Annotated in this window: 18 protein-coding genes; 8 read left to right on the top strand and 10 right to left on the bottom strand. The window is 53.8% G+C overall.

Features of this window, described 5'->3' with window-relative positions:
• Positions 1 to 33 precede the first annotated feature (33 nt).
• Positions 34 to 996, bottom strand: a complete 963-nt coding sequence (locus Q4544_RS02715) for a TAXI family TRAP transporter solute-binding subunit (protein ID WP_303503917.1) — start codon at positions 994 to 996, stop codon at positions 34 to 36.
• A gap of 66 nt (positions 997 to 1,062) precedes the next feature.
• The gene (locus tag Q4544_RS02710) at positions 1,063 to 1,770 is read right to left on the bottom strand and encodes a GntR family transcriptional regulator (protein WP_303503915.1); all 708 of its coding nucleotides are present in this window, start codon (positions 1,768 to 1,770) and stop codon (positions 1,063 to 1,065) included.
• An 87-nt stretch (positions 1,771 to 1,857) separates the two neighbouring features.
• Here Q4544_RS02710 and Q4544_RS02705 point away from each other — a divergent pair, with 87 nt between their 5' ends.
• Complete coding sequence (locus Q4544_RS02705) at positions 1,858 to 2,598, top strand: SDR family NAD(P)-dependent oxidoreductase (RefSeq protein ID WP_303503913.1); 741 nt, start codon at positions 1,858 to 1,860, stop codon at positions 2,596 to 2,598.
• Between the two features lie 84 nt (positions 2,599 to 2,682).
• Here the strand turns inward: Q4544_RS02705 and Q4544_RS02700 are convergent, their stop codons facing one another.
• Positions 2,683 to 3,555, bottom strand: coding sequence for a MurR/RpiR family transcriptional regulator (locus Q4544_RS02700; RefSeq protein WP_303503911.1), 873 nt, complete (start codon positions 3,553 to 3,555; stop codon positions 2,683 to 2,685).
• Positions 3,556 to 3,667: 112 nt separating this feature from the next.
• On the opposite strand from Q4544_RS02700, the gene Q4544_RS02695 reads away from it, so the two are divergent.
• Together Q4544_RS02695 and Q4544_RS02690 are read left to right on the top strand one after the other, a co-directional pair.
• Entirely contained in the window at positions 3,668 to 4,510 is an 843-nt protein-coding gene (locus tag Q4544_RS02695) for a 3-keto-5-aminohexanoate cleavage protein (RefSeq protein ID WP_303503909.1), read from the top strand.
• The gene (locus Q4544_RS02690) at positions 4,507 to 5,826 is read left to right on the top strand and encodes an aspartate aminotransferase family protein (protein ID WP_303503907.1); all 1,320 of its coding nucleotides are present in this window, start codon (positions 4,507 to 4,509) and stop codon (positions 5,824 to 5,826) included. The genes Q4544_RS02695 and Q4544_RS02690 overlap by 4 nt, the downstream gene beginning before the upstream one ends.
• A gap of 15 nt (positions 5,827 to 5,841) precedes the next feature.
• On the opposite strand, the gene Q4544_RS02685 is transcribed toward Q4544_RS02690, so the two are convergent.
• On the bottom strand, positions 5,842 to 6,471 hold the full coding sequence (locus tag Q4544_RS02685) for a TetR family transcriptional regulator C-terminal domain-containing protein (RefSeq protein WP_303503905.1): 630 nt from the start codon (positions 6,469 to 6,471) through the stop codon (positions 5,842 to 5,844).
• A gap of 73 nt (positions 6,472 to 6,544) precedes the next feature.
• On the bottom strand, positions 6,545 to 6,994 hold the full coding sequence (locus Q4544_RS02680) for a helix-turn-helix domain-containing protein (protein WP_303503904.1): 450 nt from the start codon (positions 6,992 to 6,994) through the stop codon (positions 6,545 to 6,547).
• A gap of 96 nt (positions 6,995 to 7,090) precedes the next feature.
• Here Q4544_RS02680 and Q4544_RS02675 point away from each other — a divergent pair, with 96 nt between their 5' ends.
• From Q4544_RS02675 to trxC, 3 genes are all read left to right on the top strand, one after another.
• The gene (locus Q4544_RS02675; RefSeq protein WP_303503902.1) at positions 7,091 to 7,438 is read left to right on the top strand and encodes a VOC family protein; all 348 of its coding nucleotides are present in this window, start codon (positions 7,091 to 7,093) and stop codon (positions 7,436 to 7,438) included.
• Complete coding sequence (locus tag Q4544_RS02670) at positions 7,435 to 7,833, top strand: hypothetical protein (RefSeq protein WP_303503900.1); 399 nt, start codon at positions 7,435 to 7,437, stop codon at positions 7,831 to 7,833. Before Q4544_RS02675 ends, Q4544_RS02670 begins: the two co-directional genes overlap by 4 nt.
• A 73-nt stretch (positions 7,834 to 7,906) precedes the next feature.
• Positions 7,907 to 8,335 carry a thioredoxin TrxC gene (gene trxC / locus Q4544_RS02665; RefSeq protein WP_303503898.1) on the top strand — a complete coding sequence of 143 codons (429 nt, stop codon included), beginning with the start codon at positions 7,907 to 7,909 and terminating at the stop codon, positions 8,333 to 8,335.
• Positions 8,336 to 8,548: 213 nt separating this feature from the next.
• On the opposite strand, the gene Q4544_RS02660 is transcribed toward trxC, so the two are convergent.
• Both Q4544_RS02660 and Q4544_RS02655 read right to left on the bottom strand, forming a co-directional pair.
• On the bottom strand, positions 8,549 to 8,746 hold the full coding sequence (locus Q4544_RS02660) for a hypothetical protein (protein WP_303503896.1): 198 nt from the start codon (positions 8,744 to 8,746) through the stop codon (positions 8,549 to 8,551).
• Between the two features lie 151 nt (positions 8,747 to 8,897).
• A complete protein-coding gene (locus tag Q4544_RS02655) occupies positions 8,898 to 9,257 on the bottom strand; it encodes a hypothetical protein (RefSeq protein WP_303503894.1) in 360 nt (119 codons plus the stop codon).
• Positions 9,258 to 9,556: 299 nt separating this feature from the next.
• On the opposite strand from Q4544_RS02655, the gene Q4544_RS02650 reads away from it, so the two are divergent.
• Both Q4544_RS02650 and Q4544_RS02645 read left to right on the top strand, forming a co-directional pair.
• The gene (locus Q4544_RS02650; protein ID WP_303503892.1) at positions 9,557 to 9,757 is read left to right on the top strand and encodes a dodecin family protein; all 201 of its coding nucleotides are present in this window, start codon (positions 9,557 to 9,559) and stop codon (positions 9,755 to 9,757) included.
• A gap of 62 nt (positions 9,758 to 9,819) precedes the next feature.
• Entirely contained in the window at positions 9,820 to 10,275 is a 456-nt protein-coding gene (locus Q4544_RS02645; protein ID WP_303503890.1) for an REP-associated tyrosine transposase, read from the top strand.
• Between the two features lie 80 nt (positions 10,276 to 10,355).
• Here the strand turns inward: Q4544_RS02645 and Q4544_RS02640 are convergent, their stop codons facing one another.
• The 3 genes from Q4544_RS02640 to ettA form a co-directional block, all read right to left on the bottom strand.
• Positions 10,356 to 10,592, bottom strand: coding sequence for a YdcH family protein (locus Q4544_RS02640; protein ID WP_303503888.1), 237 nt, complete (start codon positions 10,590 to 10,592; stop codon positions 10,356 to 10,358).
• A gap of 353 nt (positions 10,593 to 10,945) precedes the next feature.
• The gene (locus Q4544_RS02635) at positions 10,946 to 11,554 is read right to left on the bottom strand and encodes a hypothetical protein (RefSeq protein ID WP_303503886.1); all 609 of its coding nucleotides are present in this window, start codon (positions 11,552 to 11,554) and stop codon (positions 10,946 to 10,948) included.
• Between the two features lie 84 nt (positions 11,555 to 11,638).
• Entirely contained in the window at positions 11,639 to 13,294 is a 1,656-nt protein-coding gene (gene ettA / locus Q4544_RS02630; protein ID WP_303503884.1) for an energy-dependent translational throttle protein EttA, read from the bottom strand.
• Between the last annotated feature and the right edge of the window lie 8 nt (positions 13,295 to 13,302).

Genomic DNA, 13,302 nt, shown 5'->3' with positions numbered 1-13,302 from the left:
GGCGCACCAAATATCATGTTCCCAAGGGAACGATTACTTCAGGCCCAGTTCCATGTACGCTTTTTCCGCACCTGGGTGCAAAGGAGCGGACAGACCGTCGTTGACCATTTCAGCTGCGTCTAGGTTCGCAAACGCAGGGTGCAGCTTGCGGAAGTCTTCGATGTTTTCCATCACAGATTTCGCAACAACATAAACCACGTTCTCAGGAACGTTCGCAGATGTCACAAAGGTCGCGCCAACACCGAATGTTGTGGTGTCAGTGTCAGTGCCTTTGTACATGCCACCTGGGATGGTCGCTGTACGGTAGAACGGGTTGTCAGCAATCAGTTTATCCACTTCTGGACCAGTCACAGAGATCAGACGCGCGTCACATGTTGTGGTCGCTTCTTTGATCGCCGCTGCCGGGTGACCAATCGTGTAGATCATTGCGTCGATGTTGCCGTCGCAAAGCTGCTTGGACTGCTCAGACCCTTTGTACTCTGTTGCCAAAGCCAGATCGTCCATGCCGATGCCAAAGGCTTCCATTGCAACTTCCATAGTCGCGCGTTGGCCAGAACCTGGGTTACCCACGTTGACGCGTTTGCCCTTGATGCCAGCAAAGCTCTCGATGCCGCTGTCGCCGCGAACGATCAAAGTGAATGGCTCAGGGTGTACAGAAAAGACCGCGCGGACTTCTGGGAACGGGTTATCTTCAAATTTGGAAGTGCCGTGGAACGCGTGGTGCTGCCAGTCAGACTGTGCAACGCCGAATTCCAGCTCGCCCGCTTTGATGGTGTTGATGTTGTAAACAGAACCACCAGTGGATTCCACGGCGCAACGGATGCCGTGCTCTTTACGGGATTTGTTCACCAGACGGCAGATCGCGCCACCAGTTGGGTAATAAACGCCAGTAACGCCGCCTGTACCGATTGAAATGAATTCTTGCGCAGATGCGCCAGAGCCAAATGTCATAGCCGCTGCAACAAGTGCACCGCCGATTTTAAAGTTCTTCATCATACCGAATTTCCTCTTCCATTGGTATTTTCGTGAGTGTTGACGTAGTTCGCCAAACTTGGTTCGCCATCAAAGGGCCACTACACCCTCATCTGCATGTCTTGGTTCCACACCCTGGGCTACGCCCTTTAGAATATGAGACCTTAATAAGTTTTGCGCCGTATCTGCGTCCCCCGTTAGGGCCGCTTCGCGGAGCTTTAAATGTTCGTCTGCACTGGCCTGTAGCCACGTCAAACGCTCATTATGAGAAACAGATTCACCGTGCGCCATCAAGCGATAACGACGACTTAAATCATATTGCATTGTGATCAGCGATATTAGCTTTGGTGATTGGCAGTTAGACGCCAGCGCCAAATGAAAGCCCCGGTTCAGCTCGTCCCACTCCAAAACATGTTTGCGCGCATCTTGCTCCAAAAGCGCTTCGGCTTCGGTTAACGCGTAATGCGTCGCAACAACCTGCGCGCGCCATCCGCGTGTGGAATGTGCAATAGACCACCCAATCGCAACGGCCTCTAATTCTGCCCGAACACGCGAAATATCGCGCTGCTCATCAACAGAGCTTTCCAAAACGCGAAAGCCTTTTTGCTCTTCAAGAAACACATAGCCTTCACCCAGCAACAGTGACAACGCTTCGCGCACAGAAGGGTGCGACACGCCATGGGCACGTTTAAGCGCCTCGATGCTCAGCCGTTCACCGGGCTGCAAAATCCCCAAGGAAATATCCCTGCGCAATTTGTCGGCCAGGTCAGCTACGACTGAAATAGATGTCTGTTGCATGTATCACCTTATGATTCTGCAGTTGATCATATTAATCTAGTCTATAAATGCAAAAAGAAAATGTCATAATATGATTCGGAGCGCGTCATGCTGGTTTCCTCGACTAAAAATGCATCATCCACGGTGACAGCTTTAACTCTTGTCGTCGGTGGTGCTGGCGAAATCGGATCTGCCATTGTCCAGCAATTCCTTGAACAAGGCCGCACAGTCATCGTGCTCGACCGAACTGCGCCCAGCACCGACAAAGCAGGGTTCATCGAGGTCGACCTTTCCGCGCCATCTAGCGTGCGCGCAGCTTTTGCCGAGGTCGATGCCCTTGGTGCCCAAGTTGAGACATTGATCGTCGCCGCAGGTTTCCTGCGTCCCGGCGCATTCCTAGAATTGTCTGACCAAGACATACAAGACCATCTTGATGTGAACCTCTTGGGGGCGTTCCGCGTTGCCCAAGCCGCGTCAGAGCGCATGTTAGAAAAGGGAGGGCGCATCGTGTTTCTGACCTCCATCCATGGCCAAATCGGCGTTCCAAATCGCACTGCCTATGCGATCTCCAAGGCTGCTATCGGCGCGCTTGTGCGTGCCATGGCGGTCGAACTGTCCCAACATCGCATCCGCGTAAACGCCGTCGCGCCCGGCGCGGTCGATGGGGGGATGACGCCAAACGCCAAAACCCGCGACTATTGGGTAAAGTCCACGCCCGCGCATCGCGTCGCCGAACTCGAAGAGGTCGCACGCTTTGTCACTATGCTGGCCTCCCAAGATGCCAGCTTTCTCTCTGGCCAAACCATCGCGTTGGATGGCGGCGCAAGCAATCTCAGGCTGCTGGAATAAGCCAACAGCCGCAAATGCGGTTTCTTCTTTAATCGTAGAAATCATCATGCTCTCCCAAAATGATGATTTAAATGGCAGGCTTAGCTAGTCGTCCCAAAACTCCCCTAGGCGTTTGTTCTGGTTTTCAACGTCACGAATGCGCTGGCTCGCGTCCCCCTCGGACTGAGCCACCAACATAGCGATCATCGTTTCGATCAACGTCAATGTCGCGACATAAGATGACAAAAACTGCGGTGTTTCTGTCGGTACAATAAACGCAAAATCGGCATATTTCAGCGCTGGGCACGTATGACTGTCTGTTATGATAATCGTCTGCGTGCCCGCAGACTTTGCAATTTCAGCAGCGTGAACCGCGCGCCGTGCATACGGAGATTTGGTGACGATAAACAGCACGTCCTCTTCCCCAGTATTCGTGAGTGCCGCGCCAAGCGACGACCCCATGCGCCCAGCCAAAGTCCAATGGCTGCTAAAGTAATTTGCCAAATAGACGAGGTATTCCGTAATCCCGGTTGACCCAAAGGCCCCAAACAGCACCACTTGTCGGGCGGTTTGCAGGGCATGCACCGCTTGCTGCAATCGCGCACGATCTAGGCGCGCCGCCATATCCGTAATGTTATCCACGCAAGCCTGCGCTTGACGGTCAAGAATATGCGGAACGCCGTCTCCGGTGTCTTTCAACATTGCCGCACGCTCTGACAGCGACACATTCCGCCCAGCCAAAGTTCGGCGGCAAAGCTCCCGCATGGCCTCGTAACTGTCAAAACCCAATGTTCGCGCCAAACGAGACAGCGAAGCCGGCGAAACACCACTTTCAGCAGACACTGCGCGCAAAGACCGTGTAGCCACATCCATTTGATGGGCGACCACATAATCTGCGGCATCCTTCAATTTTGCGCTTAAATTCGAATATGCCTCGGCAATTCGATCTTCCAAGCTGATGTCTACACGTGCGTCCAAATGGCGAATCCTTTCACTTGACACAAATGTTCCATCTGTTTTACCTCGTGTCAATGTTTGAAACATTTGTTTCAGAATGCAGACGGCCACGCGTGCCCAAATCGGAATAACTATGTCTCACTATTACTCGCCACTCAGCGCTATCGAATTGCGCGGCCCTCAAGATCGACGCCCCGCAAAGATCACAGTGGCTCCGAATGGTGCGCGTCGTAATAAATCCGATCATCCACACCTGCCGATGACGATTCCAGAAATTGTTGCAACCGCGGATGCCTGTTACCGAGCAGGGGCCGACGAAATCCATCTTCATGTACGGGATGAAAACGGTGCACATTCCATAGACGCGGGTCTCTATGCCGAAACCATAGCAGCCGTCGCCGAGGCTGCCCCATTGATGACAGTACAAATAACAACGGAATCCGCCGGGATATTTGACGTCAAAACCCAGCTCGCAACACTGAGGGCGCTTAACCCAGCGGCGGCCAGTATTTCGATCCGCGAGATCAACCGCGATCGCAAACGCGCCGCCTCTGTTTACGCGCAGGCGCAGCAGTCCGGCACACAGGTGCAGCACATCCTATATGATCACGATGACCTAAAACGCCTACGCCGCTGGCTTGATAATGGCACCGTGCCCGAACATATGCGCGACGTTCTCATGGTGTTCGGCGCTTATCATCCGCCACGCCACGCCCAACCCCAAGAACTCTCGGGGTTCCTAACCGCCCTAGGCCGGGATTTTCCCGATTGGACAATCTGCGCCTTTGGTCCACACGAACTGGATGTCGCCGAAGTCGCACTTTGGGCTGGCGGCAATGTGCGCATTGGCTTTGAAAACAATCTATTCGGCCCAGACGGCAAACACGCGGCAAGCAATGCCGCCAATATCGCCTATGTCGTTTCGCTTGCCCACCAGATGGGCCGCCCGCTGCTCAGAGAGGTCTCCACACCATGAGCCATATCTTCCCACGTCATTCCCGCCAATCTTTGCCAACAGTCTCTCATGGTGACGGACCGTTTCTGATCGACACCAACGGCAAATCCTACTTTGACAGCATTGGTGGCGCAGCCGTGTCCTGCCTTGGCCACTCTGACGCCAAAGTCACCGAAGCGATCAAAGCGCAGCTTGATAAATTGGCATTTGCCCACACCGGATTTTTCACATCAGACCCTGCCGAAGAACTGGCAGACACGCTGATCGCCCACGCCCCCAAGGGCCTAGATCGCGTCTACCTCGTGTCTGGCGGCTCTGAAGCCGTCGAAAGCGCATTGAAACTTGCGCGTCAGTATTTCCTGGAAATCGACCAACCCAAGCGTCGCCACATCATCGCCCGTAAACAAAGCTATCACGGCAACACCCTTGGCGCTCTTGCGGCAGGGGGCAACCAATGGCGCCGCGATCCCTATGATCCGCTCCTGATGGAATCCCACCACATTTCCGCCTGCTACACCTATCGCGATCAACTGGCGACCGAGACCGCCTTTGAATACGGCCAACGTATCGCAAACGAGCTTGACGACCAGATCAACGAACTCGGCGCAGAAAACGTCATGGCCTTTATCGCCGAGCCAGTCGTTGGCGCGACATCTGGCGCGACACCACCCGTCGAGGGCTATTTCAAACGCATCCGCGAAATCTGCGACGCCCACGGCGTTCTTTTGATCCTAGACGAAGTCATGTGTGGTATGGGCCGCACCGGCACGCTATTTGCCTCTGAACAAGACGGTATCAGCCCCGATATCTGCGCCATCGCCAAAGGTCTCGGCGCGGGCTACCAGCCCATCGGGGCCATGATGTGCACCGCCAAAATCCACGACACCATCCGGGATGGCAGCGGGTTCTTCCAACATGGTCACACCTACATGGGCCACCCAGCCGCCGCCGCTGGTGCGCTGGCCGTGCTCAAACGCCTCACCGATGACGGCATCGCCGAACGCGTTGCACCCCTAGGGGACAAATTGACCGAGGCGCTAAACACAACGTTTGGCCAGCACCCCTACATCGGCGACATTCGGGGCAGGGGCCTCTTTATGGGGATCGAGATCGTCCAAGACCGCGAGACAAAGACCCCCTTCGATCCATCCGCGAACGTCGCCGGTAAGATCAAAGCCGCCGCATTCGAAGCGGGCCTGATGTGCTACCCAATGGGCGGCACCATAGATGGCGTGCGTGGCGCACATATCTTACTCGCCCCGCCATTCATCATGGAAGACGCACATATTGATCTTATCGTGGATGGTCTGAAAAAAGCAGTCGACACAGCGCTTTAACGCGCTGAGTCACAGTCACGAGGCTGGCGTCAGGGTCTTGGTGAACATATCCACCAAAAAGCTCCGCGCATCCTCGGCAACCGCTGGATCACGCCCCATCAACACCTGCACCTGCGTGTCAAAATCCGCATAATGCTGCGTTGTCGCCCAGATCGAAATCACCAGATGCCGAGGGTCCACATCCGCAATCTTGCCCGCATCAATCCACTGCTGGATCAAAGCAACCTTACGATCAAACAACGGCTTCACACCGCTTTCCAAATGCGCCTTCATCCGAGGAGCGCCTTGAATGATTTCATTCGCAAACAACCGGCTTTCTCGTGGCATATCCCGCATCATTTCGATCTTACGCTCGATATAGGCCATGATTTCTTGCAGCGGATCACCGTCCGGGTTCATGGAATCCAACGGGGCCAACCAATCGTGGATCAACCGATTTAGCAAAGTGACATAGATGTCCTCTTTGCCGTCAAAATAATACAAAATATTTGGCTTGGACAGACCCGAGGTCGCCGCGATCTGATCCAATGTAGACCCACGAAAGCCGTCCTTGGAAAACACATCCAAGGCCGCGTCCATGATCAATTTGCGATTACGCAATTGAATCCGACTTAGCTTTTTACCGCCCGCATTGTCCTCTGGCATTCCAGACACGTCCCCCAAAACCAGCGGTTATCCTAAACGGCTGCCCCCAATAGGTCCAGACAGCATCGCGGAATCACAACGATTTTGGAGAGGCGTCCACCAGAGTGGCATTCACCTTGTCAATATTCGCCTCATACCAGGCCACGGCCCCAGCGGGGTCTTCGGTCATGGCTTTGGCAAAACTTGGTGGTGATTCCGTCGCAGGATCGTGCTGCACCGACCACATCATCAGCCCCAAAAACGCAGGCAGCAAATCCCGCGCCTTTCGGGTGGGCAGGTAATAGACTCGACTGCGTTTCACTGGATCAACATGCCGTGTCAACATCTCTGATTTCTCTAGCTGTGCCAATCGGTTAGCTAGGATGTTCGTTGAAATACCTTCCTCTGAACCCAGGAAATCACCGTAATAGCGTTTGCCATGCAGCAACACATCGCGCAGCAGAACAAAGCACCATTTGTCCCCAAAAATCCCAGCCGCATAACGCACCGGGCATCCTTGCCAAAGAGAGTCAGTCGTTTTCATGTCCTTAATGTAGGGCGCAGAAAATGACTTGCAAATTAAAAGCGACTCGCGCTACCTGTAATTCACTTGCAAAATAAAAGTGAATTGGAGAACCCCATGCCATCCCCCTTTGTATGGTTTGACAACATCGGTCCCGCGCGCCGCGAAACAGAAAGTTTCTTGTCCAAAACATTCGGTTGGGCACAGCAAGACATCGGCCCCATGACCTTCCAAACCGCAGGCAGCGCTGAAATGCCCTTTGCTGCGACATGCGATGCGATGGACGGCGTGGCTGGCTGGGTGCCGTATATCGAAGTGGATGACCTCGCCGTTGAAACCGCCAAGGCCACATCCAACGGCGCAACCCTCATCGCCGCAGACCTCGTTGGCCCTGCTGGTACTGCTACATTCCTGCGCGATCCCGGCGGCGCACCCATCGCTCTGTGGAAACGAGCCGCCCAATGATCAAACACACATTGTCCGTTCTCGCGTTTATGGTCATCACCCTCGCAGTGCAGGGGGGATCGCACTTTTGGCTTAACAAAAACCATTACGACGCGCTGACCTTCACCCGTGATCAACCCATCATGCCCATGGGCATCGCCGCGATGATTATCCAAGGCATCATCATGACCACCGCACTCCACATCTGGCGCGGGCCAGAGGTGCAACTAGGGCAGGGCATCCTCATCGCCGTGGCTTTTGGCCTGTTCCTCGGCTCTTACATATCCCTCGCGGAACCCGCCAAATACGCGGCCCCCTCAATCCTGCAATGGGTACGTGTCGAGGCCGTCTCAACCATCTTGCAATTTGGCACTTTCGGCATCCTACTCGGCCTCATTCACCGCAAATTTGCGTGACAATACCCACAACACATTCTTTTCCGCCATCCCATCACCTATATGTGCCCCACATCAATCAGACGAGGCGACAATGGCGGGAAAGAAACTTACATGCTTGGACTGCGGACAGGTCAATCGGGTTCCCGAAGAACGCCTAGATGACACCGCCAAATGCGGCACCTGCGGCGCGCGTCTGATTACGGGAAAGGTCACTGAAATTGACTATGCCACCCTGCAAAAAGCCGCCCGCAACGATGACGTGCCTCTGATCGTGGATTTCTGGGCGCCGTGGTGCGGGCCATGCCGTCAAATGGGCCCCCAATTTCAAGCAGCCTCCGGCACCCTAAAAGGCAAGGCGCGTTTGGTGAAACTCAACACCGAAGAATACCCAAAGGCCAGCCAAACCTACCGGATCAAAGGCATTCCGCTTTTGGCGCATTTCCAAGGCGGCCGCGAAAAATCACGCCAAGCCGGCGTCATGCCAACACCAGCCATCCTGAACTGGGTGCTGCGCGGATAAGCGTCATCTATGCTGCCGGACCTATTCGCGTAAAATCCACGTCAATACAGCACATTAATGCTTTTTCTTGATCCAAATACCTCCGCCGGAGGCACGGCCCCGTAGGGGCCCACAAAAAAACAAAAACACCCGGAAATCGATGGAGGGATGTATCGATTCCGGGTGTTCTGTTAAGGCGCTATAAGGCTGCGAAAAATGCCCCCCGCGCGCCCCTTAGGAAAACTGTGAAGTGTGTTTACCTTCGCTGCGGAAGCGAAGAAATGTTGCCAAGAGAGTGACAACTGGCAGGCCGAGAGAAATCATCAAATACGTTTGAAGCGCCGCGCCGAAACCACCGACCCCAAGGGACAGCTGGAGGATGGCTCCAAAGAGACCGAGAACGCTACCAAATAAGAATAAAACGATTGCCATGACCTGCTCCAATATCTGGACGTGAATGGCCGCTTCTGCTGGCCGGTGTGTCAATGGTGTCTTTATATCCTTAATCAAACGTTCAAATGGGGCGCGAATATGGCGAGGTCTGGACCACTTCTGGGAGATTGCCTATCCAAGTGGATTATTTTCAATCCCGACGCAGCACCGCCCACCGGCCAATACTCACAAGCAAAGCCGCCGCCATAACCGCGATCGCAATCCAACCAAAATACCAAAGCTGTCCCGCAAATGCATCCTCTGCGTAAGAGGCCGCAAATCGTGTCTGTCCTGTCTTGGCTGTGAAATAGCTCAACAAAAGCAATGCACTAAATCCAATCGGCGCAATGCGCAGCCGCAGAAAATAACCCAGAACCAACCCAATCGGCGCGCCGAACATTAGCGTTTTCACCGACCACCAAGGGTGCGCGCCCAGCGTTTGGGGCAGATCAATCAAGGCAGCAATGCCCAAAATCACAAGGGCAGGGCCCAAAATCACCAGTCGTTTCATCTAAATTGCGGCCCAATCTGTAAATCTAAAGGGAAGCGGTGCCTCTGCATCAGGGGCCGGCGCGGGGTGTTTCGGGGCGGATGCTGTGTCATCACGGGGCATAGGGGTCTCCTCTCTTATAATAGAAACGTGGGAACGCGCACACGCCGCGTCCACAGATGTTTCACCCATCTGGCACCCCTGTGAACCGACGTGTGAATTACGCTGGAATTGTTACGGGGAAGCACAACGCATCTGTCCCCATGACCCAATCGTCCTATGTCTCTACCCCTAAAGGCCAACCAACTTAGGAGACTGCTATGTCCGTCGCACGCGTAACCGAAATTATTGCCTCTTCCCCCAAAAGCTTTGACGATGCCGTCGACACCGGCGTGGCCCGTGCCACCAAAACGCTGAAAAACGTCACCGGCGCTTGGGTCCAAGATCAAAAGGTCGTCGTCGCAAACGGCAAAGTCAGCGAATACCGCGTGACCCTAAAGGTAACTTTCGTTCTGGAATAATACGTAGGCCGGGCTTCAGCCCGGCTTACCCTTCCTTAACCATGTCGCGACATCCTCGCGCCATGTCCCACTACCTCCGCCCGAAAATCCCCGGCGCCACGATCTTCTTTACGGTGAACTTGGCGGATCGCCGGTCTTCACTGCTGGTCAACCAAATCAACGTCCTGCGCGACGCAGTCCGCAAAACCAAATCCGAACGCCCCTTCCACATCGACGCCTGGGTCGTTCTGCCCAACCACATGCACACAGTTTGGACTTTGCCCGAGGGTGATAGTGACTATTCAGTGCGGTGGAGCATTATCAAGGCGCGTTTTTCCATTCAGATAGAGGCAGGACGGAAACGTCAAAGCCATATATCACGCCGTGAAAAAGCCATCTGGCAACGCAGGTTCTGGGAGCACCACATCCGAGACAGGGAAGAATTGAATGCATATATTCAATATTGCTATATCAACCCGGTAAAACACGGATACACCGAAACACCAGAAGACTGGCCCTACAGCTCGATCAACCGGTAGGGTGCGCATTCATGCGCACCACCACGAAATGACCAACGTGAAAAGGTGCGCCTGAAGGCACACCCTACGCCTCACAAATCTTACCCAACCAAAATCCGATAAATCTCATCCTTCAAAGCCGCGCGCTTCTTGCGCATCTCGACTTCGGCCAATTCCTCAACCGGCTCCACATTGGTCTCCGCCCGATGCACCGCGCGGTTCAATGCGTGATACTCCTCCGCCAACCGCGCGAAATGCGGATCTGCCTGTTTCAGGTCCGAGAGTTTCACCGCATGTTCCGGGAATTCAGCTGCCAATTCATGTGGGGTGTGACCCATGATCATTCTCCAATCATCTGTTATGGCCTGAGCCTATCCGGCCAGCGAACAGGGCGACTTGATTGGGATCAAATAATACAAAATCCGTAGGCCGGGCTTCAACCCGGCAAGGGTCGATTTCATCGTAGGGTGGGGTTTCACCCCACCTTTGCACGATCGTTGCAACCGGTGATGGTGGGTTAGAAACCCACCCTACGGCTCTCTGTTATGGCCAGAGCCTATCCAGTCAGTGGGCCGCGCGAATTGATTGGGATCAAACCGGAAAAGAATTTGTAGGCCGGGCTGCGGCTTTGTCGCGAATTTGGCCGCGCACAAACACTGAAGTGGGATATGAAGCCCTTGAGTTATCTAGTTTAAATGCCAAGGAAAGTATTGATCCATTCCTTAAGTGCTATCTTGTCTAAAATACCCTCGAAGACATAAGAGATTATGAAGAATGATACGCCAGATACTGCCCCTAAATATAGGGCCCTTTTGCGTGCTCTTGATGCTTTTTCTCGTTCGGCAGTCGCAGCGTTTTTTTCGTCGCGAACCTCGCGTAGCAACTGTGTAGTAAGTTGGTTAAGAGAGTTGGCTTTTTGAGATGCCTTCTGAGAGGCATCCGCGGCTTCCTCCGCTGCTTGTGAGGCCTCAGCTATAAGAATAGCTTGAAAACGATCTTGGGCATTTGGTAGTCCATTTGACCAAGTCAAAAAATCTCTTTTACAACATTTCTCTAATGTGAATTTTGCGCGCTGGCCTTCCTCTAGTTTGAAGTCTTCAGCCAGCTCTTTCCAGAGTGCAATTTTTCCTAAGGGGCAACCCGCTGAGCCTAACATTACCACTGCGGACCTTGAACCATGTTTAAGTTTGGCGAGGTCTCCGTTGCGAAAGCCACGAGGACGGCTCTTGTTTGGAATTAGGACCTTTTGAGCAAAGTAGAGCTCTTTTTGGTTTAAATCTTGGGTTACTTCTAAATGCATAAAGAACTCAAATAAAATTGCGGCACGAAAAAAAAGGGTCTTAGAATTAAGACCCTTTTAAGTTGTATTTTATGTGTGTCAATTCTACCGCGTAAACTTCTTATGCTTCAGGCGCTTAGGCTCCAAAGCATCCGCACCCAATCGGCGCTTCTTGTCTTCTTCGTAGTCTTCAAAGTTACCTTCGAACCACTCCACATGTGCTTCGCCTTCGAACGCCAGCATGTGCGTACAAATCCGGTCGAGGAAGAAACGATCGTGCGAAATCACAACCGCACAGCCGGCGAAATCCACCAGCGCATCTTCCAAAGCCCGCAGCGTCTCAACGTCCAAGTCGTTGGTCGGTTCATCCAGCAGCAACACGTTGCCGCCTTCTTTCAGCAAGCGCGCCATATGCACACGGTTGCGTTCACCACCAGACAGCAGGTTCAACGGCTTTTGCTGATCGCCGCCCTTAAAGTTAAACGACGAACAATAGGCCCGCGAATTGACCTGCGCGTCGCCCAGCTCAATAATCTCGGCCCCGCCAGAGATCGCTTCCCACACGGTGTCTTTGTCGTTCAGATCGTCACGCGACTGATCCACATAGGACAGCTTCACTGTATCGCCATACTCAACCGTACCTGCATCCGGCTGCTCTTGACCGGTCAGCATCTTAAACAGCGTCGATTTACCCGCGCCGTTCGGGCCAATCACGCCCACGATCCCACCCGGAGGCAAGCTGAACTCTAGGTTCTCAATCAACTGCTTGTCGCCGAAATGCTTACCAAGGCCGGACACCTCAATAACCTTGCTGCCCAAACGCGGACCATTCGGAATAACGATCTGCGCGCGACCAACCTTTTCACGCTCTGACTGACCCGCCAGCTCGTTATAGGCCGCAATACGCGCCTTGGATTTCGCCTGACGCGCCTTCTGCCCTTGCTGCATCCACTCCAGCTCGCGCTCCAACGTCTTTTGCTTAGACTTATCTTCCCGCGCTTCCTGCGACAGACGCTTGGCCTTTTGCTCAAGCCAAGCAGAATAGTTGCCCTCGTACGGAATACCCTTGCCGCGATCCAACTCAAGGATCCAGCTGGTGATATCATCCAGGAAATACCGATCGTGGGTCACACACAGGATCGTTCCTTTGTAGTCGATCAAATGCTGCTGCAACCAAGCAATCGTTTCCGCGTCCAAGTGGTTGGTCGGTTCATCCAGCAACAGCATGTCTGGCGCTTCCAGCAACAGCTTACACAGCGCCACACGACGCGCCTCACCACCAGACAGATCCGCAATCTTAGCGTCATCCGGCGGGCAGCGCAGCGCTTCCATAGAGACATCAACCTGACTGTCCAGATCCCACAGGTTATCCGCGTCGATCTCATCCTGCAGCTTGGCCATCTCTTCGGCGGTCTCATCCGAATAGTTCATCGCCAATTCGTTATAGCGATCCAGAATGGCCTTTTTATCCGCCACACCCAACATCACGTTCTCACGCACCGTTAGGGTCTCGTCCAACTTTGGCTCCTGCGGCAAATAGCCAACCTTAGCGCCCTCAGCCGCCCAAGCCTCACCGGTAAAGTCCTTATCCAACCCGGCCATGATCTTCATCAAAGTCGATTTACCCGCGCCGTTCACACCCACGACACCGATCTTCACACCGGGCAAAAAGCTCAGGTGGATATTTTCAAAACACTTCTTGCCGCCGGGATAAGTCTTAGAGACTCCCTGCATGTGATAGACGTACTGATAAGCTGCCATTTTGGGCC

It is taken from the genome of Cognatishimia sp. 1_MG-2023 (genome assembly GCF_030548175.1).
Taxonomy (GTDB): Bacteria; Pseudomonadota; Alphaproteobacteria; order Rhodobacterales; family Rhodobacteraceae; genus Cognatishimia.
This window is presented reverse-complemented; position numbering and strand designations above follow the sequence as displayed.

Coding starts and splice junctions, on each gene's coding strand:
- Q4544_RS02715 (WP_303503917.1), bottom strand. CDS start 996: ATGATGAAGAACTTTAAAATCGGCGGTGCACTTGTTGCAGCGGCTATG.
- Q4544_RS02710 (WP_303503915.1), bottom strand. CDS start 1,770: ATGCAACAGACATCTATTTCAGTCGTAGCTGACCTGGCCGACAAATTG.
- Q4544_RS02705 (WP_303503913.1), top strand. CDS start 1,858: ATGCTGGTTTCCTCGACTAAAAATGCATCATCCACGGTGACAGCTTTA.
- Q4544_RS02695 (WP_303503909.1), top strand. CDS start 3,668: ATGTCTCACTATTACTCGCCACTCAGCGCTATCGAATTGCGCGGCCCT.
- Q4544_RS02690 (WP_303503907.1), top strand. CDS start 4,507: ATGAGCCATATCTTCCCACGTCATTCCCGCCAATCTTTGCCAACAGTC.
- Q4544_RS02685 (WP_303503905.1), bottom strand. CDS start 6,471: ATGCCAGAGGACAATGCGGGCGGTAAAAAGCTAAGTCGGATTCAATTG.
- Q4544_RS02680 (WP_303503904.1), bottom strand. CDS start 6,994: ATGAAAACGACTGACTCTCTTTGGCAAGGATGCCCGGTGCGTTATGCG.
- Q4544_RS02675 (WP_303503902.1), top strand. CDS start 7,091: ATGCCATCCCCCTTTGTATGGTTTGACAACATCGGTCCCGCGCGCCGC.
- Q4544_RS02670 (WP_303503900.1), top strand. CDS start 7,435: ATGATCAAACACACATTGTCCGTTCTCGCGTTTATGGTCATCACCCTC.
- trxC (WP_303503898.1), top strand. CDS start 7,907: ATGGCGGGAAAGAAACTTACATGCTTGGACTGCGGACAGGTCAATCGG.
- Q4544_RS02660 (WP_303503896.1), bottom strand. CDS start 8,746: ATGGCAATCGTTTTATTCTTATTTGGTAGCGTTCTCGGTCTCTTTGGA.
- Q4544_RS02655 (WP_303503894.1), bottom strand. CDS start 9,257: ATGAAACGACTGGTGATTTTGGGCCCTGCCCTTGTGATTTTGGGCATT.
- Q4544_RS02650 (WP_303503892.1), top strand. CDS start 9,557: ATGTCCGTCGCACGCGTAACCGAAATTATTGCCTCTTCCCCCAAAAGC.
- Q4544_RS02645 (WP_303503890.1), top strand. CDS start 9,820: ATGTCCCACTACCTCCGCCCGAAAATCCCCGGCGCCACGATCTTCTTT.
- Q4544_RS02640 (WP_303503888.1), bottom strand. CDS start 10,592: ATGGGTCACACCCCACATGAATTGGCAGCTGAATTCCCGGAACATGCG.
- Q4544_RS02635 (WP_303503886.1), bottom strand. CDS start 11,554: ATGCATTTAGAAGTAACCCAAGATTTAAACCAAAAAGAGCTCTACTTT.
- ettA (WP_303503884.1), bottom strand. CDS start 13,294: ATGGCAGCTTATCAGTACGTCTATCACATGCAGGGAGTCTCTAAGACT.